Genomic DNA, 26,545 nt, shown 5'->3' on the forward strand with positions numbered 1-26,545 from the left:
ATCATTCTAAGTCCAACGGCCAACCCGCCGAAGACTCTCAGATCATCCCCTCACGCGAAAGGTGGGATCAAAACATCGCTTACGCTATTCCGGGGGTCCGCGCCTGCCGATTTGCGAAAGTCGCGAGCTGAATCTCTTCGCCTAGATGTCTTCGCTAGCCTTTCCACCAAGAGCGCTGGTGGCGCGGGCGGCGCTCTCGAGCAAAGCCTTGACCAGATCGCTCGCAGGCTCGATCTGCATTGTCGCCCGCGTTCCTGCAAGGCTCAACGTAAAGCGAACCTGTCCGTGCCAATCGAAGACCGGCGCCGCTATTGAGACATAGGCGCTGACATCCGCACGCACGATGGCGCTATAGCCTTTTCGCTTGAGCTCGCGCCGGGCCTCTTCCCGAAATCGTTCTGCATTCGGCTTGCCGCCAAATACGGCTTCCCACTCTCGATTAATCAAGTCGATGGTTGCGCCGGGTGGCAGGTAGGCTGTGTAGATCTTGCCGGCCGCCGAGCTCAGCATAGGGATTAGGCCGGTGCGGAATTCGAAGGCGCCGCGCTGCTCGCCGTCCTGCTTGAACACGCTGACAGGCCCGTCATCTGTCCAGGTGGTGACCGCCGCGCTGCGCTTCGTAGCGTCGCGCAGCGTCGTCACCTCGCGTCTGACGATCTCGAATCCGTCGATTTGCTGGATCGCGCTCATGCCCAGCCCGAGCGCGGCCGGCCCCAATCTGTAGCATCCCGGCCTTTCATCCGCCGCGGCGAGCCCCGTTCGAACCAGACTGACCAGATAGTTGTTGACCGCGCTCGTCGTCAGTCCGGCAAGAGGCGCAATGTCCTTGAGCGCCATCGCCTGGGGACTCGTCTGCAACGCGGTCAACACGCGAAACGCGATCTCGATCGACTGAATGCCCCGGCGCTGCTTTCTCTCATCCATGCCTTCAACCCGTTCCCTTCCATCCCCGCCCACCGATTCGCGACAGCCCATCTTGACTCGCGCCAACTTCCGGCCCAATATTCAACAATGCAATATATATTCAACTATATTGAATCTCGCAAGCGAATAAGTAGGCAGGGAGGTCGCCGTGTCGATCAACCGAATACAAAGCGTCTACACGGTCGTGCGCGACATGGATCGCTTGCAGGCGTTCTACGAAACGGCGCTCGGACTGCCGCTCGCGTTTCGCGACCGCGATGCGTGGCTCCAATTCAAGATCGGCCAAACCGCTTTCGCGTTGAGCTCGCTGGTAGAAGGCGCGGTGGGCGCGCGCGGCGGCGTGGTCGTGTTTGAGACCGCGGAGCCGACGTCGCTGGCGGAGCGAATCGTCCAGCTCGGCGGCAGGCGCCTCGGCGATCGCGACATGGGTGCGCACGGCAGGGTGATGACCTTCGCCGATCCCGAGGACAATCGGTTCCAGCTTTACGCGCGCGCCGACGCGGCGACAGCGCAGAGATAACAGAAACGCCATCGGAAAGGGCTCGACATGAAATTCGGCGTCTTTGATCAGAACGACCGCTCCGGCCTGCCGCTGGCCGATCAATATGAGAACAGGCTTCAGCTTGCCGAGCTCTATGATCGATCGGGATTCCACTGCTTTCATATGAGCGAGCATCACGCGACCTCGCTCAGCATGACGCCATCCCCCAGCGTCTGGATGGCGGCTCTCAGCCAGCGCACCAAGCACTTGCGGCTATGCCCGCTGGTTTACCTACTGCCGATGTATCATCCAGCGCGTCTGGTCGAAGAAATCTGCCTTCTCGACCACCTCAGCCATGGTCGCTTCGAGTTCGGGATCGGTCGGGGCGCCTCGCCGCATGAACTGGACGCGCTCGGCATCGACTCGACGAAGGCCGCCAAAATGTACAGCGAAGCGTTTGACATCATGCAACGCTGCTTCCTGCAGGACGAGGTGACTTCGACCGGCGAATTCTGGCAGTTAAAAGACTATGCCGTCGAGATGAAGCCGCTCCAGCGCCCGTTTCCGCCCATGTGGTACGCGGTTGGATCGCCCGACTCGACCGTTTGGCCGGCGCGCAACGGCGTGAACGTGGTTTGCGGCGGCGCCGTGCCGCGGGTGCGCGCCATCGCCGATCGCTATCGCGAAGAGAGGGTAAAAGCCGGATTGCGCGGCGAGATCGAACCCAACATCGGCGTCAATCGGTACGTGATCGTGGGAGCGACCGATCAGGAGGCGCTCGAACTTGGCCGAACGGCCTGGCCGACGTTCTATGAGAACTTTATCAAGCTCTGGCGCAAGCACGGGACAGAGCCGGTCAATGCGAAGCTGCCGCCGTCGTTCGACAAGCTCGTAGAGTCGGGCCATGCGATCGTGGGGGCGGTGCGGACTGTCGTCCAGCAACTCGACGAGCAGATCTCCGCGGGCGGGCTGAACTACCTAATCGGAAGCTTCATGTTCGGCAGCATGCCGCATGCCGAGGTGGTCGCCTCAGTGCAGCGATTTGCCGAGGACGTCATGCCGGCCCTGCAACCCCGAGAGTTGGCGTTCGCCTGAACCCAACGCATGCGGTCATCAGGAGCGACAGATGCGCGACGCGGATGCATTCGATGCCCGGGAACTTCGGCGGGTCCTGGGGACGTTCGTCACTGGCGTGACGGTCGTCACCACGATTGATGACGAGGGGCGGTACCACGGTCTCACTGCGAATTCCTTCAGCTCCGTGTCGCTCGACCCGCCGCTGGTGCTCTGGAGCCAAGCCATGAAGGCGCCGAGCCACGCGACCTTTTCGAAAGCGCATCGATTCGCCATCAACATTCTGGCCGAAGACCAGATCTCGCTCTCCAACCGCTTCGCAAAATCGTCGCCGGACAAGTTCGCCGGCCTCGATGTGGATGTCGGTCTAGGGGGAGTGCCGCTGCTGCGCGACTGCAGCGCTTGGCTCGAATGTTCGGTCGTATCCAGGATGCCTGGCGGCGATCATACGATTTACGTCGGCGAGGTGGCGTCGATAAGCCGGACCGAGCGGAAGCCGCTCGTGTTCGGCAACGGAAAATATCTGCTGGCGGATCCCCATGATCTCGGCGAGGAGAAGGCCGGCGGCGGCCATTCTCAGCTTCGCGCCACACGACTTGGCGCGCGCGCCATCGAGCGCCTGGCGCGGCGATTCGATGAAACCATGGCGCTCGCGGTGTGGGGCAATCACGGGCCGACAATCACAATGTGGGAGCCAGCGTCGGTCTCCGTCAGCGACCATCTTCCCGTCGGTTTGATTCTGCCCGTGACCTCGACCGCGACAGGCCTCGCTTTCGCGGCCCATCTCCCGGCCGCGACCGTCAGACAGATCGCATGGCCGGATGCCGATCTCTCGTCCGACGCCATCTTCGGTTGGGAGCAGAGCCTTTCCGACATTCGCCGACGCGGGCTTGCTCGGCAGGGATTCGAGACGTTTTATGGCAGCGAAATCCTGATCAATGCGCTCAGCGCGCCGGTGCTCGATACGAACGGCCATGCCGTCCTTGCGCTCACAGCCGTCGGGGAGGCCAGCCGGTTTCGCGCCGATTTCGACAGTCCGCTCGCTCAAGCCTTGAAGGAAACCGCGGAAGGCTTGTCCCATCGGCTCGGCTATGCAGCCCTCGAATCCTATGGCCGAGCCAGATCATTCGCCGTCGCGGGGGCCCGATAGATGGCCGATCTGTCGCGCGAGGACATCGACCTGCTGTCGCGGGAGCTTCCCAGGCTCTCCGCCATCAATGTCTCCTCGCCGCTCTATGCCGGCGGCGAGGGGCGGGTCGCGTATCGAGCGGCGGGCGGCAACGAGCGCCCGGCCCTCTTGCTGCTGCACGGGCTTGGGTCGAGTTCGGCCGGCTATCGCGCGCAACTCGCCGGGCTCTCGCGGGAGTTTCATGTCATCGCATGGAACGCGCCGGGCTTTGAGGGCAGCACGCCGATCTCGATCACCGAGCCGCGCATGGATGATTATGCGGATGTCGCCACCGCGTTCCTGCAGGCTCTCGGGATCGAGCAGCTTGCCGCGCTGGTCGGGAGTTCATGGGGCAGCGTCATCGCGACGGTCTTCGCCGCGCGCCAACCGGCGATGGTGAGAGAACTGGTCCTGTCGGCTCCGAACGTGGCCCGGGGTCATGTCACCGGGGAGATGCGTGACGCGGAGATGAGCGCCTGGCTCGCCACGGCCGACATCAGCTTGCCGGTGGCGCGCAGTGCAATCGCGGACCGCCTGCTGACTCCCCGGACGTCGCCTCTGGTGAGGCGGCATGTCGAGAGGCTGCGGGACGCCATGACAACACAGGGGTGGCGGCAGGCAATCCAGTCGCTCTTCACGGTGTCCACTCCAGCAATCCTCAGAGAGGTAATCTGTCCGATTGAATTGCTTGCGGGCGATTGCGATCAGGTTGCGCCTCGCCAGGATCATGCATTGCCTCTGGCCGCTGCTGCTCCGTCGGCAAACCTTCACGTGTTTGAAGGTTGCGGTCACATGCTGAAGCTTGAGGCCCCCACCCGGTTCAACGCGATTGTACGCGCAACGGCGTCCCGAACGCCCCGCCGACAATCAACGGCGTGAAAGGCAGCGAAGCACACACCAATCAAAAAATTCGACCAGGGGGAGAACGCAATGGATGTCCAGCCGGATCAGGATCGGCCCAGCTTCACACATTGGTGGATGGTCGGGATCCTGTGTCTCGTGAATGCCGTCGCCTTCATCGACCGGGCGGCGCTGCCATTGCTTGTGCAGCCGATCAAGCACGATCTCAATATCTCGGACACGATGATGAGCTTCTTGATCGGGGCGGCGTTCATCCTGACCTACGCGCTCGGAGGAGCAATCGTCGGCGCCTTCGCCGATCGCTTTGCCCGCAGACCCATCCTTTCACTCGGCATTGCGGCTTGGGGATTGTCGACGATCTTCTGTGGCTGGGCTGCGAGTTATGTGGCGTTGTTCGTCGGCCGCTGCGGCGTCGGATCAGGCGAAGCGACATGCGGCCCGACGAGCATGTCGCTGATAAAGGATGCTTTCCATGCGCGTTATCGCGGCAGGGCCGTCGCAATCTGGTCCATGGGCGCGAGCATCGGTGGGGGCATTGCGTTGCTTGCCGGTGGAGCGATTCTCCACTTTGTCGGCGAGACCGGCAGTTATCTCCTGCCCGTTGTCCAGGTCACCGTCCGATCCTGGCAGCTTGTCTTGATTGCGTGCGGCGCAATCGCTCTCCCGGTCGCGGTGCTCGTCTTCACCTTTCCCGAGCCTGGCCGGCGATCGCGTGGAAGCGAACCGCATGTCGCGCTGAAGGACGCGCTGGCCACCGTGGCTGGTCGCTGGACGGTCTTTGCGCCTCTATTCCTGGCGAATGCGGCAACCATCATGCTTTCGGTTGGATACTCGTCCTGGCTGCCGGCATTTCTCGGACGGACATGGGGCATTCCGGCTGGTCAGATCGGTCTGACCTACGGCCTCATCGTGCTCGTCTTCAGCACCTCAAGTCAGTTCATTGCCGGGTTCCTCGTCGATATCACATACAGGCGCTTTGGCTTGCCGGCGGTCCCCGCCCTAGGGGCCATCATATGCGCGGTGATATTCTTGCCGTCGGTGGCGATTCCGATGAGTTCGTCCATTCTCGCCGCCTGGGCGCTGCTTGCCGTCTTCAACTTGCTCGCGGCAAGCCTGTTCACGATCGGCACGTCGACCATCGTCCATCTGTCCCCGGGGTCGGCCATCGGCAAGATCACATCGGTGCATTTCGCCTGGGTGGGCATTACGGGCTCGGCGATTGCGCCGACGCTTGTCGCCGTGCTCGCAGAGGCCGTCTTAGGAGGCGGCGCGGACGCCCTCGGACGGTCCCTCGCCATCGTCGGCGGCGTGCTGGCGACGGTCGGCGGGCTGAGTTTGCTCACGGTGTTCTGGCAGTTGCGTCCAAGCGCGTCCGCAGCAATCGCAGCGCAGAGCATCTTGCGATCATAGAGGGCGGCTTCCTGGAGCTCGGTCCGACGCCTAACATCTATTTCCGAGAGACCTTGCCCCAATAGCGTTTATCAGGGCGATGTCATCAACGTTCTCCATCCGCGAAACCCTTCCATCCCACGTCGACTTCAATGCCAGTGGTGGGCGCAAGTTCTTTACCGCCGATGGTACGTGATAGGCGAGCCAGTTTTCGACTGCATGTCAATGATGGTTTGGGAGGCGATGCCTCCTACCGTGCTACTCCGCCGCTTCGCTGAATTGGGCGTTGTGCAACCGCCGGTACAGGCCGTCCTGCGCAAGCAGTTCCGCGTGAGCACCCTGTTCGGCGATGCCGTTACGGTCGACGACGATGATCCGGTCGGCGTTGCGGATGGTGGCGAGGCGATGCGCGATCACGAGCGTGGTGCGGCCCTCGGACAGATCCGCCAGAGAGCGCTGGATGGCGCGCTCCGTTTCGGTGTCGAGCGCCGAGGTGGCCTCGTCGAGAATGAGGATCGGCCATCCCGACATCAAGCTCCAATGTAGCCGGGTAACGGATGCCATTCAGGCCGCCGCCAGGGGGCAAGGGGGCGTATTGGGCTGGCGTGGATTAACCGGTGGCTTAGAGGAAAGTGGGGAATTGGTCCGGGCTGGGGATCAGGCTATGCTGAGGGCGAACTGGCCGAAAGCGAAAGCGTCGCTAACGCCGCCGCGCCCCGCGGACATATCCGGCTCGCCGCGCCGATGTCCTTCGGCGTCCTCCAAGTGGCGCCAGTCCTGCCGGCGTTCCTTGACCGCTACCCTGAAGTCTCGATCGATCCGCACTTGAGCGACGCCCATGTCGATTTGATCGGCGAAGGCTATGACGCCGCGATCCATATTGCAGCATTGCCGGACTCCTCGCTCGTGGCTCGCACTCTCGTAGCGATGCCGCGTTACCTGGTGGCGTCTCCTGATTACCTCGCAAAATTCGGCCGGCCCGATCACCCTTTACGTCTGACCGAGCACCGTTGCATCTGTTACGTGTCTACCGTCGGCGACACTTGGCGCTTCAGTCGCGAACAGGGCGACACGGCCATTGTGCGGCCAACCGGACCGCTGAGGGTAAATAATGGGGACGCGGTGATGCCGCTTCTGTTGGGCGGCAGCGGTCTCGGGATCTTGCCGGACTTCATCATGCGAGGGGCTCTGAACGATGGCCGGCTGGAAGTGGTTCTGCCCGATTGGAAGGTCAGCGGCGGCGCGGTGCATTGGGTGACGCCGCCTGGCGGGCGGCGGCCGAAGCGCGTCGAGGTTCTGGGGGACTTCCTTGCCGAGAAGCTGTCGGCCAGGCGATCGAAACGATTAGATCGGAGCCGCCGCTGAACACTGGGCTCCGGTCGCCGACGTGGACGCTAGAATTCAAAGAGGACGTGTTTCTATCCAGTCCACCATCAGCCGCCGCTCGCTGAACAGCCAGCGCCCCGCCCGCTTGGTGAAGGTGTCGAGATAGCGAATCGACGCGACCATAAGACTGCGCCGCCCATCTTGGACCTGGACATGGTGGGCCAAGCAGTAGCTTTCGCCCGTTGCGGCGGCGCCATTCAGGACAACAGTGCTTTGACCATTGAAGTGGGTCGTCGCCTCATACTGCCGGAGGTTCTCAAAAACAGGCTTCAAATCCGCGCGGCGCGTAATCGTCTGGCTCGGAGTCGAGGCCTTGGCGTCCATAAACACCAGAAAGCGCGTATCCTCCGTGAACAGGGCCATCTGCCCCTCGCAATCACGCCGATCCGCGCAATGGGCGTAAGCATCGACAAGTTCGCGTATCGCCAGACGGTCGGCGGCTTCCTCAAGCGTCATTTCGGCTGCTCCCATTGTCCCACTCTTAATCTCATTCAGACTGCCGTGCGGGCGTTCGATTTGGCGGACCTACCAGCGCGGATCGCTGCGCTTCCAACGGAAGCGATCTCGATCGGCGCCGGTGTAGTCAGGGTCCGAATAGATCTACATCCGTTGGATCAGCCTCTCGTCGTTGAAGTCGAAGACGCTGCAGAAACGTCCGCCGGGGGGTTCTCCGCCGTTCCAAGATCGACGGGCGCCATCATCGCCGGATGTCGTTCCTTCAACAACCACGCGTGAGCCGCACGCGAGGTGCTTTAGCCGGTCACGATGGCCAACGCCAAACCTTGGAAAGTAAAACTCGAAGTCTGGGGCGAAGAGCTCGTCCGGAATTCTGCCAGAATCTAGTTCGAGAAGTAGATCTTTGCAGAATCATAGCCGGCGACGGGGTTTGCAGGATGTCCCGGGCGCCGTCACGTTGTCGAGCGACAAGCGCGAGAAGCCGGGGTTCCGTTAATTTCAGGCGGTCGCGACGGCCTCGCGCTATAGACCGCAACCGTCACTTGGCTCCGCGTTCGTCCGCGTATCGGCTCAGAAATTCGTAGAACCTGTTGTCGTCGGCTCGCGCTATGTTGACGCGGATGTAGGCCGGCCCTGCCCTCTTCTCGACGTTGAAGACACTTCCGGGAGCAATGAAGATGCCCTCTCGGCCGGCGTCCTTCGCTAACTGGATGTCGTCGATGCCCATAGGTAGCATCATGTAGACGTAGTAGCCGCCCGAGGGCTCCGCGAACGGTTTGAAGCCACGTCTGTCGAGATTGGCGACCACCTTGTCGGTCGCGGTGCGAATTCGGTTCCCGAGTCGCTTCAAATGTCTGAGATAATGCCCATCGTTGATGAGATTGAAGACGAGTTGCTCAACATGTCCGGAGCTATTCACCGTGGTCAGCATCTTGAGTTCCGCCAGCGACGCCACGATGTCCGGGCGCGCCGCGATGAAGCCGCATCGCAAGCTGGCGGACAGGGTTTTCGAAAACGTCCCGATCGAAATGAGATTGTTGAGCTGATCTAGCGAGGTCATTCGGAAGGAGCCGACCGTCGGAAGATCGACGAAGGGGTCATCTTCGACGATTAAGAGACCGTGACGGACGGCGATCGACAGAACCGCATGGGCGGTGGGTAGGCTGATCGAACCGCCGGTTGGGTTATGCGCTAGCGACTGCGTGAAAAAGAGCTTCGCCTGTCCGTCGGCTGCCTTCAAGGCCAAGTCGTCGGGATCTGGACCGGTCGCCAAACGCTTTACGCCCACAATCCGCGCCTGCGTGAGTTTGAGCTTCGCGAACAGCGGGTAGTAGCCGGGGTCATCGACAAGCACAGTGTCGCCGGGCGCGACAAAGCGGCGGACGATCAGATCCAAGGCGTGATTGGCGCCGAAGGTAAGCAATATCTGATCTGGCGTTGCCCGAATTTCCCGCTCGGCAAAGCGATGGGCAAGCCGCTCTCTCAGTCCCTGAAAGCCCATCGCGGAACCGTATCCGCTGTCGTCTCCCTGCCGGTAGCGTCCATAGGCCCCCAAGTGACGGCGCACCTCGGACTCTTCCATCCAGGACGCCGGCGGGCGCCCGTCCCCAACGCGGATCGAGAAGCTTTCCTCAAGTTGCGCGGTGAGAAGCGAGGCTATGTCGACAGCCTCGGCGACATGTTTCGGCGTCGCCCCGGCCGGCTGCGCTGTTCGCCTCAACACCTGGAATCCCGAACCCTGTCGCGCGACCACCTGCCCTGTCGCGACAAGTCGATCGTATGCATCGATCACGGTGTTTTTGGAGACCCCGAACTGAACGGCGGCTCGCCGAATCGACGGCAACTTCGAGCCGGGCTTCAGAGCCCCAGACGCAATCGTCGCCTCGAGTTTTTCGACGACCACCCCGCTTTTAGACGGCGAAGCCGGCAAGTCGTCCCGACGTCTCGCCATGCGTACCTCCAACGACGCGGGTACAGAAATATACTGTTTGGTGAAACTGTGCCTTGCTTGATGGTAACAGTTAAATCAATCCTGAGGCAACAACGACATCGAAGTCGCAACGCTCGGGAGACACGCTTGGTGGGCGCGAAGGCAGTTGAGGGAGAGGGCGCTGCTCTAAACTCCCGCATCGAAAAATTCCGAGACATGTCGCCGAGCGAACGCCTGCAAAAGGTGGCGACGCTCACTGGCATCTCCAAAACTGACACCCGGGCGCTTGGACACCCGGGCGCGCTTCCTTCGACCGTCGCCGATGGAATGATCGAGAACGTCATTGGCACGTTCGAACTCCCGCTGGGCGTCGCGACGAATTTCACCATCAACGGGAGCGACTACCTCATCCCGATGGCGGTCGAAGAGCCTTCCGTCGTCGCGGCGGCGTCCTATATGGCCAGAATCGCACGCGGTTGCGGTGGGTTTGTCACATCAAGCACCGCGCCGATCATGCGCGCGCAAATCCAGATTCTAGGTCTGAAGGATCCCTACGGCGCCCGAGCGCGGCTGCTTTCGGCCCGTGAGGAGATCGTCACGGCCGCGAACGCGAAGGATCACGTCCTCGTCCGGCTTGGCGGCGGGTGTCGCGATATCGAAATTCATGTCTTCGAGGACACGCTCGTTGGGCCGATGGTTGTCCTCCACTTGCTCGTCGACGTTCGCGACGCGATGGGCGCCAACACCGTCAATACGATGGCCGAGACCGTCGCTCCCATTGTCGAGCGCGTTAGCGGGGGCGTCGTGCGGCTCCGTATTCTTTCGAACCTCGCGGACCTGCGGATAGCGCGGGCTCGGGTTTCACTCACGCCCGCGTCTCTCGCAACATCTGAATATTCTGGCGCGCGCATGGCGGAGGGAATTGTCGAAGCCTGCGCGCTGGCGATCGTCGATCCCTATCGCGCGGCGACCCACAACAAGGGGATCATGAATGGCATCGACCCGGTCGTCGTCGCCACGGGCAACGATTGGCGCGCGATCGAGGCTGGCGCACATGCCTACGCCGCCAGAAGCGGTCGCTACACCTCGCTCAGCCGCTGGGAAATCGATTCTTCAGGCTCGTTGGTCGGCACCATTGAAATGCCGATGGCTTTGGGCCTCGTCGGCGGCGCCACCAAGACCCACCCGGCGGCGCAGGCCGCGCTGAAAGTGCTAGGGGTCAAGAGCGCGCAGGAACTCGCGGAAGTCGCTGTCGCCGTCGGATTGGCGCAGAACATGGCGGCGTTGCGCGCTCTGGCGACAGAGGGAATCCAGCGCGGCCACATGGCGTTGCATGCACGCAATATCGCCATCGTTGCTGGGGCCGTCGGCAGCGAGATCGATGTGGTGGCTGCTGAACTTGCCAATGCTCACGATGTGCGGACCGACCGCGCCAAAGAGATCATCAAACGTCTCAAGGCTGAAAAAGCGTGAACGATGAGCAAACCAAGAACGAGGCCGGAGGCAGGGGTGCTTCCAAACGTCGTTCAGAAGATATCGGTCGATATCGACCCATGGGAGAGCGTTCAGTGAAAGTGAAAATCGCCTGCGCCTTCGTCGCCAGCCTGCTGATGTTGAGCGCCGCTTTGGCCGACGACAAGATCGTCAAGATTGGCAGTCTGAGCGACCAAACGAGCCTCAATGCCGATGCTGGAGGCCCTGGCTCATTGCTCGCCGCGCAAATGGCTGTCGAGGATAGCGGACTCACAAAACAGGGTTGGAGCATCGACGTCACATCAGGCGACCATCAGAACAAGCCTGACGTCGGGGTCGGCATCGCCCGCAAATGGTTCGACATAGACAAAGTGGACGCGATTGTCGACGGGCAGCATTCCGGCGTCGCCCTTGCGGTCGCTGTGGTCGCAAAGGAAAAGAATGGCATTTTCCTCAATTCCGGCGCTGCAACCTCGGACCTCACCGGCAAGGCATGCACCCCCAACACGGTGCACTGGACCTACGACACCTACGCGCTCGCCAACAGCACGGGCAAGGCATTGGTCAAGGCCGGCGGAGACACTTGGTTCTTTCTAACCGCCGACTACGCCTTCGGCCACGCACTACAGCGCGACACGACCGCTGTCATCGAAGCGAACGGTGGCAAAGTCATCGATAGCGTCAACGCGCCGGTCAATACACCAGATTTCTCGTCCTTCCTATTGAAGGCGCAATCATCCAAGGCCAAGATCGTCGGCCTGGCCAACGCCGGCGGCGACACATCGAATTCGATCAAGCAGGCGCATGAGTTCGGCATTGTCGCAGGCGGCCAGAAGCTTGCGGCGCTGTTGCTGTTCATTACCGACGTCAACGCGCTGGGACTCGACGTTGCGCAGGGATTGGAGTTCTCCGAGACCTTCTACTGGGACATGAACGACGGCACGCGTGCGTTCTCGAAGCGGTTTTCGGAGCGCATGAAAAATCACGCGATGCCGACCATGGTGCAGGCAGGCGTCTACGCGTCGGTCATCCACTATCTGAAGGCGCTGGATGCGCTGGGAGGCAATCCGCACGACGGAGCCAAAGTGGTCGCCAAGATGAAGGAAATGCCGACTGACGATCCGTTGTTCGGAAAGGGCATGATTCGCACCGATGGGCGCGCGATCCATCCGGTGTTCTTGTTCGAGGTGAAGACGCCGGCCGAATCGAAATATCCGTGGGACTATTACAAGCTTGTCGCGACGATCCCCGCCGAGGAAGCGTTCCGCCCCCTGGCGCAAAGCGAATGCCCGCTCGTCAAGAAATAAGCGCTGAAACATCAAAGGCCGTGTCTAGCAAGAACAACAGTACGCCGACACGCAATTCGCGACCGAATCACGACGATTCGACCGCTCATTGCGAACGCGACTTTTGTGTTTGGCAAAGACAAAGGAAGGAAACAATGCGCCAGTTGTCACGCTTCGCAGCACACGTTGACCTCGGCAAGGAGATTTCGAGCGACCTTCGGTCGGAAAGAGCCGACCGATGAGCGAAGCGCGAACGACGCCGGAAGCGAAGTCGTCTCAGAAACTCATCCAGAAGATATTCAGAAGTCAGGAGGGCATCGTCTTCGCGCTGGCCGTTGCAGCTTTCCTCGTGTTCGCACTCCTGCTGCCTGCGTTTGCGAGTCCTGGCAATCTCCTTGCCCTTGTTCGAAGCGTCTCGATTCTCGGGATCCTGGCGCTCGGTATGGCGCTTGTGGTCATCGCGCGCGGAATCGACGTTTCAATGATCGCCACGATGGTCGTGTCGGTGTCGTGGGCTTTCGTTCTCGCGAGATCCGGCTATTCCTTCGGCATCGCCCTGCTCATCGGCGTGAGCTTCGCATTGGTCGTCGGCGCTGCGATCGGAGCGCTGATCGCCTTCGGCGACGTGCCACCCATTTTCGCGACCCTTGCGGCGGGATCGGTCATCTACGGATTGGGTCGGACGTTCTTCTTCAAACTGGAAATGCAGAACGTTCCCCCCGGCAACGACTGGTTCTTGTTCATTGGGCAAGGACGGATTCTGGGAGTGCCCATAACGATCGTCGCGTTCGGCGTTCTTTGCCTGCTGCTGCATTTCATCCTGAGTTCGACACGCTTCGGATGGCTCACCTACGCCATGGGCAACAATCCGGCGGCGGCAAGGATAACCGGCGCCCCCTTTCGCCCAATAGTCATCGCGCAATACGTCGCCAGCAGCTTCATCGCCTATGTCGCCGGGCTCATTCTCGCGTCGTCGGCCTCGGCCATCAACGCGCGCCTTTTCAACTCAACGATGATTTACGACATCCTGCTCGTCGTTGTGCTTGGCGGCATAGGCCTGAACGGCGGCCACGGCAGCGTCCGCAACGTCGTCCTCGGCACCGTCTTCGTCGGCATCCTTCTCAACGGGATGACGATCATGAACATCGACTACACCATCCAGAATCTCGTCAAGGGCGTCGTTCTTCTTCTCGCCATCGTCGTCGATTCCCTGGTCAACCCGAGGGACGAGCAAACTTCTCAACAGGGCGATCTCTGATTGGGGAACGGATCCCATATCCGCATTCAAAGTAGACCAGCAACCAAAACCGGGAGGAAACCATGCGAATGTTCACGAAAATAAAAATCGCGATTGCAGCCTGCGTGGCGTTGATCGGTATCGGAGCGGCGCAAGCGCAGGACAAAGGTCTCGAAAATCCGCGCAGCACAGCATTTCACAAGACGCTCGCCGGCAAGAAGGTTGTGTTCGTGCCGTTGTCCATGGGCTTCGACCTGACCGAGGGCTGGGCCGCTCAGATGCGCAAACAGGCCGCGCGCCTAAACTACTCCTTCGAGATCCGCGATCCTGCCTGGAGCACCGATGCCGGCACCCGCGCCCTTTCGTCGCTGATCACAGAGAAACCCGACCTCATCGTCCTGCACAATCCGGACATCCAGTCCTACGCCCGCCTTATCAACCAGGCGCAGGCCGCCGGCATCAAGATCGTGCAGATCAACCTCGAATCCAACTCCACCAGCGATTCCTACGTCGGCGCGGATTGGACAGAAATCGGAGAGCAGGCCGCGAACGCCATCGTGAAAAAGTGCGGCGCCGGCAATGGCGTGTCGAGAAAAATTGCGATCGATACGGGCGTCCCGACGGCCGCTTCCGACGTGTTCCAGCTCGACGGCATTTACAAGGTCCTGAAACAGCACCCGGAAATCCAGGTCGTTTCGCAACAAGCCACCGAATACAACGCCGAGAAGGCGCGTTCGATCATGGATACGGTTTTGCAGCAGAACCCCGATCTTTGCGGCGCCATAGGCATCTGGGATAACCAGGACACGGGCACCGCCTCGGCGATCAAGCAGGCCGGCAAGAGCGATCAAGTCTACCTGGTGACCAGCGGCGGCGGCAATCGCGTCGGCTGTGAGAACGTCGAGAAGGGATTGTTCAATCTCTACATCAGCTACAACGTCCCGTTGCAGGGCGATATCCTGAACGCTGAAATCGCGCGCCTTCTGATGTCAGACAGCCCCGCTGGCAAGGTGAAGACGCTCTACTTCAACCCGCTGACGCAGATCACGAAGGAAAACGTCAACCCGCGCAATTGCTGGACGCTCGACGACCTCAAGTAAGAAGCGGTCCGAGACTGATGGCCATCAGCGAGACTTTCGTCCGTATTCGATATCGATGGTTTTCCGATCGACTGGTTGGAGAAATCCTTTCCAAGAGCTGGATCGACAACGCCATACCGACAATCGCGCTGGTGGCCACCCTTGGCGTCATGATCGCGATCATTCCCGACTATCTATCCGTCGGGAATTTGACCGATCTCTCTCGGCAAGTCGCCGAGTTCGGCCTTATCGCCATGGCGCTTACGATCGTCATCCTATCCGGGGGGATCGATCTTTCCGTCGGTTCGATGTTCGCGCTCTGTGTGCTCGCGGCGCTTGTGTCGATGAATGTCTTGGGGCTGCCCCTGTTGGCAGCCTTGACGGCCACTTTGGCGACCGGGCTGCTTTGCGGACTGCTCAATGGCGTTCTTGTCGGTTACCTCAGGTTAAGGGCGTTCATCACGACGCTCGTCACGCTCGTCATTTACCGAGCCCTTTACGACATCGTCTTTCCCCGACTGGCCAGCGCGATCGTCGGAAGCACCCCGGATTCCCCTACCTGGGATTTCATTGGATATGGCGTCGTCTACGGCGTGCCGGTCTCCTTCCTGATCTTCTTGGCGGTAGCGATTGTGCTGCACATTGTGCTGTCCCGCTTGCGTCCAGGCTGGCGCCTGCGAGCCGTCGGCGGCGCTCGACGTTCGGCTTACAACGCCGGCATCAACGTGAAGCTGACGGTTTGCCTCGCCTACGTCTCCTCCGGGATTCTCACGGCGATCGCCGCCTTCCTGTTCTCCGCTCGCCTTGGAAGCACGGGGGCGGACACCGGGATTGGGCTGGAAATCTCGGTTCTCACCGCAGTTGTCCTGGGCGGTGTATCACTCGGCGGCGGCCGAGGATCCGTCGGCAACGCGGTCATCGGCTCGATCCTGGTCCTGATCCTCACCAACAGTCTGATCCGGCTCGCCATGCCAGGATCGGTGAGCCAATTGCTGCTTGGCTGCGTACTCATCCTCGCCGTCCTTTTCGACGCCAAATGGGTCAAGAACCGCGCGAAGATCCTCAGCCGGGTCTATATGTCGCCAACTTATCTCAAGCTGCCCGACAGAAGCCAAGGCGCGCGGGAGGATTACTTTGCCCTCAACAACCGGCTCGGCGGCGTCGATCTGATCGGCTTGGGCGAAGTCGAGGGGCCGGAAGACGTCATCCTCGATCAGAATGACCACCTCTATACCGGGACGCGGCTCGGCACGATCGTCCGGTTCTTTGCCCCCGATTATAAGCATAGCGAAGTGTTCGCGCGGATCGGCGGACATCCTCTTGGCCTCGCGTTCGATCAAGCCGGCGATCTCATCGCCTGCGTCGGCGGCATGGGCGTCTACAAAGTATCGCCCGAGGGCGCTGTGAGCAAAGTCACCGACGAAACGAACCGAAGCCTTTTCTCGGTCATCGATGACTCCCGCCTTCGTCTTCCTGACGATCTCGATATCGCCCCGGACGGGCGCATCTTCTTCAGCGAAGCGACCATCCGCTACGAAATGTCGGAATGGGCGGTCGATGCGCTGGAAGGACGCGGCAACGGCCGGCTCATCTGCTACGATCCTCGCACCAAAACAACGCGCACGATCCTGCGTGGACTGATATTCCCCAATGGCGTCACGATCTGCCGCGACGGCCAGTCGCTCCTGTTCGCGGAGACCTGGGCGTGCCGGATCAACCGCTATTGGTTTGACGGGCCGCGCAAGGGACAGCGCGAGATTTTCATCGACAACCTCCCTGGCTATCCCGACAACATCAACCGCGGCTCCGGCGGAACCTACTGGATCGCCCTGCTGGGTATGCGGACCAAGACGTTCGATCTGGCGATGCGCAAGCCGGGCTTTCGACGACGGGTCGCGCGACGCGTTGCTGCGGACGAATGGTTGTTTCCCAACATCAATCGCGGTTGCGTCGTGCACGCGTCGGCCAGCGGCGAGATTCTCGACGTGCTCTGGGATGAAACCGGCGAGAACCATCCGTCGATCACTTCGACTTGCGAACATAAGGGGCAATTGTTCCTGGGCGGCGTTTCGAACAATCGCATTGGGCGCGTTAAACTGCCCGACGGCGACCCGAGGTGGACGACCCGGCAGGATTATTGGGGAGCCCCCCAATGAGCCTGTCCAGTCTCTTCAAGCGCCTGCTGCCGTCGACGGACTCGGGAACCAGCGTCCCGCCCATGGACGGCGTCTTCAAGCCGAACAACCGGCTCGAAGAAGCAGAGAGCGTCGTCGCGCTGCCTGGCGTCGACGGTCTCGCGGTTGCGCCCTCCGGCCTTGTCTGTAGCGCCGGCTCCTCGCTGTTCCTGATCGCAACGGGCGCGACACCCCTCGCTCCGCGCCAGATCGCCGCGTTTGCGGGGCCAATCTCCTTCGTCGCCGCAAATGCCGCGGGCCAACTCGCTGTCGGCGTCGAAGGCGGGGGGATTCATCTCGGCGACACGGGTGGTGGTTTCAACCGCTTGGACTTGAACGATCCCATGCCGAACTGCACAACAGCGGCCACCTTCGGCGCCGAAGGAACGCTCTTCGTCTGCATCGGATCGAGCGAGCTTCCAGCGTCCGAATGGAAACGCGATCTGATGACGCATGGCCAATCCGGCGCGGTGGTCGCGGTCAATGTTCGCGAACGATCGACGCGCACGGTCGCCGGCGGCCTCGCCTTTCCCTATGGCGTGGCCATCGGCGACGACGGCCGCCTCGTTGTCAGCGAGAGCTGGCGGCATCGCATTGTCGGGATTGATCCGCGCCGCGCCGCTCGCCCCGATGTGCTTCTCGACGACCTGCCCGCCTATCCCGCGCGGCTGGCCCGCGCCTCCGACGGAGGCTATTGGCTCGCTTTTTTTGCACCCAGGCGACAATTGACCGAGATGGTGCTTCGTGAAGACGATTACCGCAAGGAAATGATCGCGACGATCGAACCTCTCGACTGGATTGGCCCGGAGCTGAGCGTCGGAGGCGGCGCCGATCAACCCTTACAGATGGGATCGGTGCGACAGATGGGCGTTTTGAAGCCGTGGGCGCCTTCGCGTTCCTACGGCCTGATTGCGAAATGCGACGCCAAGATGAAGCCGACGGCGACCTTGCATAGCCGGGCTGACGGCATGCGCCATGGGACGACATCGGTCGTAGAACAAGGGGCAAATCTATTCGTGACCTCGCGCGGAGTGGGCGCATTGCTGCGCGCGGACGCCAAAGGGTTTGCAAATAGCGGAGCCGGCAGTGTCTGACCTCGTCGAGTTCCGCAAGGCGACCAAGGCGTTTCGCGGCAATCCCGCGTTCCGGGACGTGGATTTCACTTTGCGCGCGGGCGAAATCCACGCGCTGCTTGGCGAGAATGGCGCAGGGAAGTCGACCCTCACGAAAGTGCTGGCCGGCCTCTATCCCTTGACCTCCGGGCAGATGCTGATCGATGGCAAAGTCTGCGCGCTGGCTTCTCCGGCCGATGCGCTGAAGCACGGCGTCGCGATGGTGTTCCAGGAGACGAACCTCGTGCCGTCGATGAGCGTCGCGCAGAACATCTTCCTCGGCGACGAGCGCTTCTTCAATCGGCTCCGCGGCGTCAACATCATGGCGCAACAGCATTTGCAAGGGCTGAACTTCCATATCGACCCGACCGCAAAGGTCTCCTCGCTCGGCGCGGCCAAGAAGCAGATGGTCGAAATCGCGCGCGCCGTGCACCACAAGGCGCGCATTTTCATTTTCGACGAACCGACAGCGACCCTGACGCCCGAGGAAAAGCAGCACTTCTTTATCCTGCTCGACCGCCTCAAGTCCGAAGGCGCATCCATCATCTTCATCTCGCACGCTCTGGAAGAGGCGCTCGCGGTCGCGGACCGCATCAGCGTGCTGCGCGACGGGCAATTGATCGTGACGGACGCGGCGTCGGTCTTCACGCGCCAGAGCATCATCCAGGCGATGGTCGGTCGTCAGCTCACCGGCGAACTCTACGGCCGCGTTGGGGGCCGGAGACGCGTTCGTCCGCCTGGAGAGCGCGTGCTCTCGATCGAAAACCTTTCAATGGGGAAGACAGTGCGCAGCGCGTCGCTATCGATCTTCGCGGGACAGGTGACCGGGATGTTCGGCCTTGTGGGCGCCGGGCGCACTGAGATCATGAAGATCGCGGCGGGCATCTTGAAGCGCAACCTCCTCCACGGCGGCCGCATCCGTCTTCGCGGCGAGCCCGTGCGTTTTCGCGTGCCGCGCCAGGCCGTCAATGCTGGGATTGCCTATATCACCGAGGATCGAAAGCTCGATGGCTTGTTCGACACCATGGGCGTCGCGCAAAATATATTTCTGGGTAAGCTCGCCAAGAGAGCCAATCCGATCGAACTCGTCAGTATGCGGGACGCCATCAAGCAGTCGGCTGAATGGATGACCGCCCTGAAGGTCAAGTCGATTGGTCACAATGTGCGCGTTGTCGAGCTTTCCGGCGGCAATCAACAGAAGGTGGTCATCGGCAAGTCGCTGATACAGAGTCCTTCCATCGTCATTTTCGACGAACCCACCCGCGGCGTCGACGTGGGCGCCATCGCGGAAATCCATCAGATCATCGAGAAACTCGCTGACGCCGGCGCGGCGGTCGTCGTCATTTCCTCCTATCTCCCGGAAATTCTCAATCTGTCAGACCGCATCCTCGTCGCGCGGCAGGGCCGCATCGTCGAGGAAATGACGATCGACGAGGCCACTGAAGAGAAGATCATGTATGCCGCCGTGCACTGAGACCCCCGCAGGACAGGATAGCGTCACGATTTTGGAGGTTGGTCCGCGCGACGGGCTGCAAAACGAAAAGCGCATCGTCTCGACCGAGGACAAGCTGAAACTGATCGCCCTGCTCGCCGAATGCGGATTCACCCGCATCGAGGCGACGGCGTTCGTCTCGCCCAAATGGGTCCCCCAGATGGCGGACCACGCCGAGGTCATGCGACGGGCGTCGCGCGGTCGCGGCGTGCGCCTCTCCGCTCTAGTTCCGAACGAACAGGGAGCTATCGCCGCCATCGCCGCTGGCGCCGATGAAATCGCCGTCTTCACCAGCGCGTCCGAGACGTTTTCGCAACGCAACACGAATTGCAGCATCGACGAGAGCATCGGCCGATTTGTTCCGGTTCTGCGGCGCGCGAGCCAGGCCAGGATCCCGGTTCGCGGCTACGTCTCGTGCGCTGTCGATTGCCCCTATGAGGGGCCGATCGCGCCGTCGCAAGTCGCGAAAGTCGTCGCGCGTTTGCGCGACCTCGGCTGCGCGGAGATCGCCTTGTCCGACACCATCGGCAGAGCGACGCCGGAGCGCGTCTCGGAAATGGTCAAAGCCGCGCTGAATGAAGCTCCTGCGACCCTGTTCGCCGGGCATTTCCATGACACTGGCGGCCTGGCGTTGGCGAATGTCGACGCCGCCTGGGCGCTAGGGCTCCGTATATTCGACAGCGCGGTCGGCGGTCTCGGCGGCTGCCCCTATGCTCCGGGCGCGGCCGGAAATCTCGAGACCGCGGCGTTGGTGGGGCATTTCGCAGGCCGGAATATCGAAACCGGCATTGACTTGGGCCGTCTGCGATCGGCGGAGGAATGGGTCGCTCAACTCGTGAGAGAAAGTTGAGGAGTGCTCGACGATCAGTGCGGTCAGACATGGTTGGAGTGTCTCGGCCGCAGCCTGACGCAGGAGCCGTCGTTGAACCGCAAACGTGAAGCAACCGCCTCTTTTCTTGGGAAGGATGCTTTCGCAAGAAGATTATTCGAAGCCTAGATAGGAAGCCTTGACTTTCGGATCCGACAGTAATGCCGAAGCTGCGCCGGAATGAACAATACGGCCCGTTTCAATAACATATCCGCGGTCCGCTATCTCGAGAGCCGCCGCGGCATTCTGTTCAACGAGCAGGACCGTGACGCCCGCCGCGCGCAATGAAACGATCGCTGCAAGTATCTGATCGATCAGCACAGGGGATAGTCCGAGCGACGGCTCGTCGAGCAGTAGCAGCTTCGGCTTGCCCATCAATGCGCGGCCGATCGCAAGCATCTGCTGTTGACCTCCGGATAGTCCTCCCGCCAACTGGCTTCTCTTCTCCTTCAACATAGGAAACATGCCGAAAATCTTTTCACGATCCTCATCAATATCGTTGTCGCGACGCAGATACGCCCCAAGCCGCAAATTATCTTCGACGCTGAGAGGTCCGAATATCTGCCGCCCCTCCGGTGATTGGAGAATGCCACGCGCAACCCGCCGATGTGACGGCAGCCGCTCAATGCGCTCGCCGAGAAAAGAGATCTCGCCGCCTGTGATTGGCTGCACGCCCGACAGCGCGCGCAGCAGCGTTGTCTTTCCCGCACCGTTTGATCCGATCAGCGCCACCACCTCGCCGACTCGCACTTCCAGGCTGATTCCCTTGAGAACCTCGATCCGGCCATAGGCGCTGCGAAGGTTGCCGATCTCAAGCACGCGCAGGCTGCCGCGCACCGTGTTTGCCGAGATAGGCTTCGAGCACGGCCGGATTGTCGCGCACCTCGCGCGGGCTACCTTCGATCAACAATCGACCCCGCTCCAGCACCAGAATGCGATGCGAAATTTTCATCACCAGCTTCATGTCGTGCTCGACGAGCACCACCGCGATGCCTTTTTCCGCAACGCGCCAGATTAAACGGTCGATCTCCTCGGTCTCTACCGAATTACACCCGGCCGCTGGCTCATCGAGCAGAAGCACGTTGGGTTCGGCCGCCAGCGCGCGCGCGATCTCAAGCCGCTTGCAGGCGCCATAAGAAAGCGAACCAGCAAGCATATCAGCACTCCCGCGGAGGCCAACCTCGCCTAAAAAGTTAAGAGCGGCATCCCGCGTGTTTCGATTTTGCCGAATCACGGACGGCAACCGGAAAAGGTCAGCGAACAGATTGCACCTCTCTCGCAGGTGCCTCCCCACCATGACGTTCTCGACGGCCGTCATGCGCTGAAATATCTGCAAGTTCTGAAATGTTCTGGATAATCCGCGGGTGGCTAGCGCATCTGGTGTAAAGCTTGTGACATTTTCGCCGGACAATTCGACGCGTCCCCGATTGGCCTCGTAGATGCCGGATATCACATTGAATAGCGTAGTCTTGCCGGCCCCGTTGGGGCCGATGATGGAAAATATTTGGCCGGCATCGACGGAGAAACTGACCCCGTCGATCGCCTTCACGCCGCCGAATGCAATTCCGATATCATCGACCTTGAGGATCGTCATGCCCGCCCTCTTGATATCAGTCTCCTAGCCGTTGGCACGATGCCTTCGCGCATGAAAATCATCGACACGATGATGATAAAGCCGAGCAACAGATTTTCATATTCCTGAAACACGGTTAGAAACTGCGGCAGCATGATCAGCACTGCCGCCCCAACGATGCTCCCCACCACAGACCCCAGTCCGCCTAGCACGACCATGGTCACGAGCTCGATGGAATGGAGGAATCCGGCTTGATCTGGATTAACGAAGCCGTTCATCATCGCAAGTGCAGAGCCGGCGAGCGATGCGTAGACCGCAGCGATCACGAACGCCTGCAGCTTGAAGCGATTGACGTCGATGCCCGTCACCCTGGCTGCGATCTCGCTGTCGTGCAGCGCGCGAAAGGCGCGGCCCGTAGGCGTCTCGTCGAGATTGAAGGCAATCCACGCGCCGCCGAGCAGCAAACCGCCTGCAATCCAGTACCACGTGCCCGATCCGCCGGCGCGCCAACCAAACAGTGATAACTTGGCGACAGGCATGCCATCCGGTCCACCAGTCCAGTGACTTTCGGTGGTGATCACCAGTGCGACTAGCGCGCCAAAGCCGAGCGTCGCAATGGCCAGATAATGTCCCCTCAGGCGCAGGATTGGCCGTCCGACGAGATAGGCCAGCAAGGCTGAAAAGCCGGCGCCAACCACAAGCGCCGCCAGCGACGGCAGTCCCAGATGTGCGGGTCCGATCGCGGCGGCATAAGCGCCGATTCCAAAAAAGCCAGCGTGGCCAAGGCTGACCTGCCCGGCCTTGCCCATCAAGATGTTCAATCCGATGGCCGCAAAGGCAGAGACCCAGACCAGCGATGCGACGCGATAATAATAGGTCGACGGGAACACCAAAGGCAGCAAAGCGATGATCGCCGCCAGCGCAATCAATACTCCGTATCGCTGGCTCAAACGGGCAAGCATCGCTTAAACCCTTTCCACAGCGCGTCGGCCAAAGAGTCCTTGCGGCGCGGTAAAAAGCACAACCAGGATCACGATAAAGGCAAACGCGTCCTTGTACGTCGAACTGATGTATCCGGCGCCGAAAGCCTCAAGCGATCCAAGCAGCAGACCGCCGACGACGGCGCCGAGCGGGTTGCCCATTCCGCCCAGCATAGCCGCGGCAAACCCTTTCAACGCCAGCTGCGTTCCGACGTCGTAGCTCGTCAACGTAATCGGCGTAATGAGAATGCCGGCGATGCCGCCGATAGCAGCAGAGCCACCGAAGGCCAGCGCCATGATGGTCGCCGTATTGATCCCGACTAGGCGCGCGGCGAGTCGATTTGCGGCTGTTGCGAGAACGGCCTTGCCGAGCAGCGTGCGTTCGAGAAAAACGTAGAGCAGCAATACGATGACCGCAGCGCCGCCGAGCACCCAAAAACTCTGCGGCTGCACCGCTGCGCCGAATAGATTGACCGGCGTATCGCCAGAAAACGACGGCAGCTTATGGAATTGCTTGTCGAACACGATTTGCGCTGCGCCGCGCAAAAAGATCGACGCGCCAATCGTAATGATGATCAGCGATATCGCAGACGCACCGCGTGCAGGCGCAATGGCGAGCCAGTACAGCAATAGTCCGATTACGATCGAGACGCCAACCGCGATCAAGGCTGCGAGCGGAAGCGGCACACCGGCGGTGGACACGAACACTGTCACCATTCCGCCAAGCATAACAAATTCGCCCTGCGCAAAATTCACGACGTCGGAAGCGCTGTAGACTAGCGTAAAGCCAAGCGCGACCAATGCATAGACTGCGCCAACCGTCAGACCTGACACGAGAAACTGGAAGAACTCGGGCATGTCCGCCAGTGCCCTTTCACTGCCGATGAAGCGACGTCGAACAATTTTGTTGGGCAAGCCGCATCCCTGCGAAGGCCCACGACATTAGCAGAGGCGTCAGACAGCCGCTAACCGCCGGGCCGAACCAGCGTCCAGTCGCCATCCTTGATCTCGAGCATCTTGAATGCCGTGAGATCAAGACCCAAATGATCGGTTGGAGACATCGTCACTATGCCACCGGTGCCAACGAAACCTTTTGTCTTCTCGATTTCGTCCCGCACTTTTTTTGCGTCGGTCGAGTCAGCACGCTTCATCGCATCGACGAGGATGAACAGACCATCATAGGCGTGGCCGCCGAATGTCGAGACCGGCTGTTTGGTCGTGGCCTCATAGGCCTGCTTGTAATCGACCACAACTTTCTTTTGAGGATCGCTATCCGGCAGCTTGTCGCCAACCAGCAGCGCAGCAGCCGGTAGGCGAACCCCTTCAGCCGCGGCGCCCGCAAGTTCAATGAAGCTCTTTGATGCGACGCCGTGGCTTTGATAGAGTGGCGTCGCCGACATTCCGAGCTGTGCAAAATTGCGCGTGACGATTGCCGGTCCTTGCCCAAAGCCTGGATTAACGACAGCCTGAATGCCGGCCACACCTTTGATCTTTGTGAGCTGCACGGTCATATCGCTATCGCGCGGCCCATAGGTTTCCTCAGTGAGGATCTCTACGTCATAAGTCGGCGCGACCTTGACGCACTGCGCCCGCATCGACGCGCCGAAGCCGTCAGTGCCGGAGATCATTGCGATCTTGGTGAGATTACGCTGCTTTAAATTCTCGAAGATTTTCTCGCACGCCATTTTGTCGGTATGCGGGGTCTTGAACACATATTTGCGGACGGGATCGATGACATCGATTGCTCCGGCAAGCGAGATGAAGGGCACCTGCGCGTCCTCGAACACCGGAATCATCGCCATTGTCGTGCCGGTCGTTGAGCCGCCAACCATCGCGACCACCTTGTCATCCTCGATCAGACGCGTCGCAAAAGTCCGGGCCTTGTTCGCGTCGCCGCCGTCATCATAGATCACCAGCTCAATCTTCTTGCCGGCCACGCCGCCGGCCGCATTGATCTTCTCGACGTACATGCGCAGCGTCTTGTCTTCTGGCTCCCCGAGGAAAGACGCCGGTCCTGTGACCGACAGGACCGATCCGATCTTGACCGTCTGCTGCGCGAAAGCCGGACTGCAAATCGAAAGTCCGGAAACCGACAGCGCAAAGGCTCCAGCGGCAATAATGTGTCTGATGGGTGATCGGTACGGCATCATTTTTCCTCCCTGTGAGCTACTCGTTTCGAGCGCGCTCGCCGCATTCCGGTCATCTTTGCTGCCTTGCGACCACCGATGACGCATTGTGCTTTCTATCATCATTATAATTGACCGTACGGTTGGTCAATAGTAACCTCCGTTTCAGAGGGGCATACGTCAAAAAAAGCCGAAGCGGGAGGAAACGATGGAAATGGGCCTCATTATGATCGATATCCGCGACGGGTATCGCGTACTGACACTGAATAGACCCGACCGGCTCAATTCATTCAGCGCGGTCATGCACAACGCTCTGATGGCCGCCTTGATCGATGCGGAGGCCGACAGGACTTGCCGCGCACTGATTCTTACCGGCGCCGGCCGCGGGTTCTGCGCCGGCCAGGATCTTTCCGACAGAGTCTTCACACCGGGCGAAACAGCTAACCTCTCCGTCACGATTGAACAGTTTTACAATCCGCTGGCGCGCAAACTACGCGCCTTACCCATGCCGGTAATCTGCGCTGTTAACGGTGTCGCGGCGGGCGCTGGTGCGAATATCGCCTTTGCCTGTGACATCGTGATCGCCGCACGCTCAGCCAAATTCATTCAAGCATTCGCAAAGCTAGGCCTCGTTCCCGATACCGGCGGCACATGGATTCTACCGAGACTGGTCGGCGCCGCGCGAGCGCGGGCGCTCGCTCTGCTGGCAGAACCTGTTTCTGCTGAACAAGCCGAAGCCTGGGGCATGGTCTGGAAGACCATAGACGATGCCGGTTTGATGTCCGAGGCGCATCGCCTCGCGGCGCATTTTGCAACCCAGCCCACCGCGGGTCTGGCGCTGATCAAACACGCGCTCGACGCGTCCGAAACCAATAGCCTCGATCAGCAGCTCGACCTCGAACGCGATCTTCAGGGCCGCGCCGGCCGCACACCGGACTATCGGGAAGGCGTCGCCGCATTCTTCGAAAAACGCGCGCCGCGCTTCCTCGGGAGACAATGATGGAAGCGCCCGACCCAACGGCTGAAACCAGTGCTCAGTCGCTGGCACAGGCCTGTGCGGACACGATGTGGCGCGACGACCAGGCGAGCAAGACGCTGGGCATGACTATCCAAAGGGTCGCGCCCGGCGAGGCCATGCTCCTGATGACAGTGAGGCAAGACATGACGAACAGTCACGGTATTTGTCATGGCGGTTTCATCTTCACGCTGGCGGACTCGGCCTTCGCCTTCGCCTGCAACACCTACGGCCAGCGCACGGTGGCGCAGCAATGCGCAGTGACGTTCATCCGGCCTGGTCGTGCGGGAGAGACGCTCACGGCCCATGCCGTCGAACGCTCCAAAACGGACCGCAGCGGAATCTATGACGTCACAGTCCGAGACGGCCAAGGCAAAACCGTCGCAGAATTCCGCGGGCATTCCCGCACGATTTCCGGCGCAATACTCGCGCCGAGTTCAAACACTAGTTCATAGGCAAAA

25 protein-coding genes and 1 pseudogene are annotated in these 26,545 nt (G+C 60.8%); 17 read left to right on the top strand and 9 right to left on the bottom strand.

What is annotated here, in order from left to right; translation table 11 throughout:
• Positions 1-141: 141 nt before the first annotated feature.
• On the bottom strand, positions 142-924 hold the full coding sequence (locus GSQ90_RS19775) for an IclR family transcriptional regulator (RefSeq protein WP_158816627.1): 783 nt from the start codon (positions 922-924) through the stop codon (positions 142-144).
• Between the two features lie 148 nt (positions 925-1,072).
• Between GSQ90_RS19775 and GSQ90_RS19780 the strand changes: the two genes are divergently transcribed.
• The 5 genes from GSQ90_RS19780 to GSQ90_RS19800 are packed head-to-tail and all read left to right on the top strand — an operon-like array spanning position 1,073 to position 5,918.
• A complete protein-coding gene (locus GSQ90_RS19780) occupies positions 1,073-1,444 on the top strand; it encodes a VOC family protein (RefSeq protein WP_158816628.1) in 372 nt (123 codons plus the stop codon).
• A gap of 27 nt (positions 1,445-1,471) precedes the next feature.
• Positions 1,472-2,500, top strand: a complete 1,029-nt coding sequence (locus GSQ90_RS19785; RefSeq protein ID WP_158816629.1) for an LLM class flavin-dependent oxidoreductase — start codon at positions 1,472-1,474, stop codon at positions 2,498-2,500.
• Positions 2,501-2,531: 31 nt separating this feature from the next.
• A complete protein-coding gene (locus tag GSQ90_RS19790; RefSeq protein WP_158816630.1) occupies positions 2,532-3,629 on the top strand; it encodes a flavin reductase in 1,098 nt (365 codons plus the stop codon).
• Positions 3,630-4,526 carry an alpha/beta fold hydrolase gene (locus GSQ90_RS19795; RefSeq protein WP_158816631.1) on the top strand — a complete coding sequence of 299 codons (897 nt, stop codon included), beginning with the start codon at positions 3,630-3,632 and terminating at the stop codon, positions 4,524-4,526. It abuts the gene before it with no gap.
• Positions 4,527-4,577: 51 nt separating this feature from the next.
• Positions 4,578-5,918 carry an MFS transporter gene (locus GSQ90_RS19800; RefSeq protein WP_158816632.1) on the top strand — a complete coding sequence of 447 codons (1,341 nt, stop codon included), beginning with the start codon at positions 4,578-4,580 and terminating at the stop codon, positions 5,916-5,918.
• 237 nt (positions 5,919-6,155) lie between these two features.
• Here the strand turns inward: GSQ90_RS19800 and GSQ90_RS19805 are convergent.
• A pseudogene (locus GSQ90_RS19805) lies at positions 6,156-6,416 on the bottom strand (multidrug ABC transporter ATP-binding protein); the annotation flags it as partial.
• A gap of 159 nt (positions 6,417-6,575) precedes the next feature.
• Here GSQ90_RS19805 and GSQ90_RS19810 point away from each other — a divergent pair.
• Positions 6,576-7,262 (top strand): substrate binding domain-containing protein, encoded by a 687-nt coding sequence (locus GSQ90_RS19810; RefSeq protein WP_256366621.1) that lies wholly within the window; start codon positions 6,576-6,578, stop codon positions 7,260-7,262.
• Between the two features lie 36 nt (positions 7,263-7,298).
• Here GSQ90_RS19810 and GSQ90_RS19815 read toward each other — a convergent pair whose 3' ends face one another.
• The gene (locus GSQ90_RS19815) at positions 7,299-7,754 is read right to left on the bottom strand and encodes a nuclear transport factor 2 family protein (RefSeq protein WP_158816634.1); all 456 of its coding nucleotides are present in this window, start codon (positions 7,752-7,754) and stop codon (positions 7,299-7,301) included.
• Between GSQ90_RS19815 and GSQ90_RS32020 the strand changes: the two genes are divergently transcribed.
• Positions 7,677-8,018, top strand: coding sequence for a hypothetical protein (locus tag GSQ90_RS32020; protein ID WP_174247508.1), 342 nt, complete (start codon positions 7,677-7,679; stop codon positions 8,016-8,018). The two genes, GSQ90_RS19815 and GSQ90_RS32020, sit on opposite strands and share 78 nt — an antisense overlap.
• A gap of 259 nt (positions 8,019-8,277) precedes the next feature.
• Here the strand turns inward: GSQ90_RS32020 and GSQ90_RS19820 are convergent, their stop codons facing one another.
• Entirely contained in the window at positions 8,278-9,690 is a 1,413-nt protein-coding gene (locus GSQ90_RS19820) for a PLP-dependent aminotransferase family protein (protein WP_158816635.1), read from the bottom strand.
• Positions 9,691-9,819: 129 nt separating this feature from the next.
• On the opposite strand from GSQ90_RS19820, the gene GSQ90_RS19825 reads away from it, so the two are divergent.
• The 8 genes from GSQ90_RS19825 (at position 9,820) to GSQ90_RS19860 (ending at position 20,372) form a co-directional block, all read left to right on the top strand.
• Positions 9,820-11,142, top strand: coding sequence for a hydroxymethylglutaryl-CoA reductase, degradative (locus GSQ90_RS19825; RefSeq protein WP_256366620.1), 1,323 nt, complete (start codon positions 9,820-9,822; stop codon positions 11,140-11,142).
• A 137-nt stretch (positions 11,143-11,279) separates the two neighbouring features.
• Positions 11,280-12,449, top strand: a complete 1,170-nt coding sequence (locus tag GSQ90_RS19830; protein WP_246731685.1) for an ABC transporter substrate-binding protein — start codon at positions 11,280-11,282, stop codon at positions 12,447-12,449.
• Positions 12,450-12,666: 217 nt separating this feature from the next.
• The gene (locus tag GSQ90_RS19835; protein WP_158816638.1) at positions 12,667-13,686 is read left to right on the top strand and encodes an ABC transporter permease; all 1,020 of its coding nucleotides are present in this window, start codon (positions 12,667-12,669) and stop codon (positions 13,684-13,686) included.
• A 68-nt stretch (positions 13,687-13,754) separates the two neighbouring features.
• Positions 13,755-14,765, top strand: coding sequence for a sugar ABC transporter substrate-binding protein (locus GSQ90_RS19840; RefSeq protein ID WP_158816639.1), 1,011 nt, complete (start codon positions 13,755-13,757; stop codon positions 14,763-14,765).
• A 17-nt stretch (positions 14,766-14,782) separates the two neighbouring features.
• On the top strand, positions 14,783-16,900 hold the full coding sequence (locus GSQ90_RS19845; protein ID WP_158816640.1) for an SMP-30/gluconolactonase/LRE family protein: 2,118 nt from the start codon (positions 14,783-14,785) through the stop codon (positions 16,898-16,900).
• Positions 16,897-18,012, top strand: a complete 1,116-nt coding sequence (locus tag GSQ90_RS19850) for a strictosidine synthase (protein ID WP_158816641.1) — start codon at positions 16,897-16,899, stop codon at positions 18,010-18,012. The genes GSQ90_RS19845 and GSQ90_RS19850 overlap by 4 nt, the downstream gene beginning before the upstream one ends.
• Positions 18,005-19,504, top strand: a complete 1,500-nt coding sequence (locus tag GSQ90_RS19855; protein WP_158816642.1) for a sugar ABC transporter ATP-binding protein — start codon at positions 18,005-18,007, stop codon at positions 19,502-19,504. The genes GSQ90_RS19850 and GSQ90_RS19855 overlap by 8 nt, the downstream gene beginning before the upstream one ends.
• The gene (locus GSQ90_RS19860) at positions 19,488-20,372 is read left to right on the top strand and encodes a hydroxymethylglutaryl-CoA lyase (protein ID WP_158816643.1); all 885 of its coding nucleotides are present in this window, start codon (positions 19,488-19,490) and stop codon (positions 20,370-20,372) included. Before GSQ90_RS19855 ends, GSQ90_RS19860 begins: the two co-directional genes overlap by 17 nt.
• Positions 20,373-20,504: 132 nt before the next feature.
• Here GSQ90_RS19860 and GSQ90_RS19865 read toward each other — a convergent pair whose 3' ends face one another.
• The 5 genes from GSQ90_RS19865 to GSQ90_RS19885 form a co-directional block, all read right to left on the bottom strand.
• Positions 20,505-21,209 (bottom strand): ABC transporter ATP-binding protein, encoded by a 705-nt coding sequence (locus GSQ90_RS19865; RefSeq protein WP_158816700.1) that lies wholly within the window; start codon positions 21,207-21,209, stop codon positions 20,505-20,507.
• Complete coding sequence (locus GSQ90_RS19870) at positions 21,202-21,984, bottom strand: ABC transporter ATP-binding protein (RefSeq protein ID WP_158816644.1); 783 nt, start codon at positions 21,982-21,984, stop codon at positions 21,202-21,204. Before GSQ90_RS19870 ends, GSQ90_RS19865 begins: the two co-directional genes overlap by 8 nt.
• Positions 21,981-22,925, bottom strand: a complete 945-nt coding sequence (locus GSQ90_RS19875; RefSeq protein WP_158816645.1) for a branched-chain amino acid ABC transporter permease — start codon at positions 22,923-22,925, stop codon at positions 21,981-21,983. Before GSQ90_RS19875 ends, GSQ90_RS19870 begins: the two co-directional genes overlap by 4 nt.
• 3 nt (positions 22,926-22,928) lie before the next feature.
• Positions 22,929-23,801, bottom strand: coding sequence for a branched-chain amino acid ABC transporter permease (locus tag GSQ90_RS19880; protein WP_158816701.1), 873 nt, complete (start codon positions 23,799-23,801; stop codon positions 22,929-22,931).
• Positions 23,802-23,908: 107 nt separating this feature from the next.
• On the bottom strand, positions 23,909-25,090 hold the full coding sequence (locus tag GSQ90_RS19885) for an ABC transporter substrate-binding protein (protein ID WP_158816702.1): 1,182 nt from the start codon (positions 25,088-25,090) through the stop codon (positions 23,909-23,911).
• Positions 25,091-25,283: 193 nt separating this feature from the next.
• Between GSQ90_RS19885 and paaG the strand changes: the two genes are divergently transcribed.
• Together paaG and paaI are read left to right on the top strand one after the other, a co-directional pair.
• Positions 25,284-26,069 (top strand): 2-(1,2-epoxy-1,2-dihydrophenyl)acetyl-CoA isomerase PaaG, encoded by a 786-nt coding sequence (gene paaG, locus GSQ90_RS19890; protein ID WP_371418412.1) that lies wholly within the window; start codon positions 25,284-25,286, stop codon positions 26,067-26,069.
• Complete coding sequence (gene paaI, locus GSQ90_RS19895) at positions 26,069-26,539, top strand: hydroxyphenylacetyl-CoA thioesterase PaaI (RefSeq protein ID WP_158816647.1); 471 nt, start codon at positions 26,069-26,071, stop codon at positions 26,537-26,539. The genes paaG and paaI overlap by 1 nt, the downstream gene beginning before the upstream one ends.
• Positions 26,540-26,545 lie beyond the last annotated feature (6 nt).

Origin of the sequence: Methylocapsa sp. S129 (assembly GCF_009765995.1) — a bacterium.
Taxonomy (GTDB): Bacteria; Pseudomonadota; Alphaproteobacteria; order Rhizobiales; family Beijerinckiaceae; genus Roseiarcus.

Excerpts from the sequence above, each read along its gene's own strand:
- GSQ90_RS19785 (WP_158816629.1), top strand. The coding sequence starts at position 1,472 with ATGAAATTCGGCGTCTTTGATCAGAACGACCGCTCCGGCCTGCCGCTG.
- GSQ90_RS19880 (WP_158816701.1), bottom strand. The coding sequence starts at position 23,801 with ATGCCCGAGTTCTTCCAGTTTCTCGTGTCAGGTCTGACGGTTGGCGCA.
- GSQ90_RS19845 (WP_158816640.1), top strand. The coding sequence starts at position 14,783 with ATGGCCATCAGCGAGACTTTCGTCCGTATTCGATATCGATGGTTTTCC.
- GSQ90_RS19830 (WP_246731685.1), top strand. The coding sequence starts at position 11,280 with ATGTTGAGCGCCGCTTTGGCCGACGACAAGATCGTCAAGATTGGCAGT.
- GSQ90_RS19860 (WP_158816643.1), top strand. The coding sequence starts at position 19,488 with ATGCCGCCGTGCACTGAGACCCCCGCAGGACAGGATAGCGTCACGATT.
- GSQ90_RS19790 (WP_158816630.1), top strand. The coding sequence starts at position 2,532 with ATGCGCGACGCGGATGCATTCGATGCCCGGGAACTTCGGCGGGTCCTG.
- GSQ90_RS19835 (WP_158816638.1), top strand. The coding sequence starts at position 12,667 with ATGAGCGAAGCGCGAACGACGCCGGAAGCGAAGTCGTCTCAGAAACTC.
- GSQ90_RS32020 (WP_174247508.1), top strand. The coding sequence starts at position 7,677 with ATGGGCGTAAGCATCGACAAGTTCGCGTATCGCCAGACGGTCGGCGGC.
- paaG (WP_371418412.1), top strand. The coding sequence starts at position 25,284 with ATGGGCCTCATTATGATCGATATCCGCGACGGGTATCGCGTACTGACA.
- GSQ90_RS19875 (WP_158816645.1), bottom strand. The coding sequence starts at position 22,925 with ATGCTTGCCCGTTTGAGCCAGCGATACGGAGTATTGATTGCGCTGGCG.
- GSQ90_RS19815 (WP_158816634.1), bottom strand. The coding sequence starts at position 7,754 with ATGGGAGCAGCCGAAATGACGCTTGAGGAAGCCGCCGACCGTCTGGCG.
- GSQ90_RS19820 (WP_158816635.1), bottom strand. The coding sequence starts at position 9,690 with ATGGCGAGACGTCGGGACGACTTGCCGGCTTCGCCGTCTAAAAGCGGG.
- GSQ90_RS19795 (WP_158816631.1), top strand. The coding sequence starts at position 3,630 with ATGGCCGATCTGTCGCGCGAGGACATCGACCTGCTGTCGCGGGAGCTT.
- paaI (WP_158816647.1), top strand. The coding sequence starts at position 26,069 with ATGGAAGCGCCCGACCCAACGGCTGAAACCAGTGCTCAGTCGCTGGCA.
- GSQ90_RS19800 (WP_158816632.1), top strand. The coding sequence starts at position 4,578 with ATGGATGTCCAGCCGGATCAGGATCGGCCCAGCTTCACACATTGGTGG.
- GSQ90_RS19850 (WP_158816641.1), top strand. The coding sequence starts at position 16,897 with ATGAGCCTGTCCAGTCTCTTCAAGCGCCTGCTGCCGTCGACGGACTCG.
- GSQ90_RS19870 (WP_158816644.1), bottom strand. The coding sequence starts at position 21,984 with ATGACGATCCTCAAGGTCGATGATATCGGAATTGCATTCGGCGGCGTG.
- GSQ90_RS19775 (WP_158816627.1), bottom strand. The coding sequence starts at position 924 with ATGGATGAGAGAAAGCAGCGCCGGGGCATTCAGTCGATCGAGATCGCG.
- GSQ90_RS19885 (WP_158816702.1), bottom strand. The coding sequence starts at position 25,090 with ATGCCGTACCGATCACCCATCAGACACATTATTGCCGCTGGAGCCTTT.
- GSQ90_RS19840 (WP_158816639.1), top strand. The coding sequence starts at position 13,755 with ATGTTCACGAAAATAAAAATCGCGATTGCAGCCTGCGTGGCGTTGATC.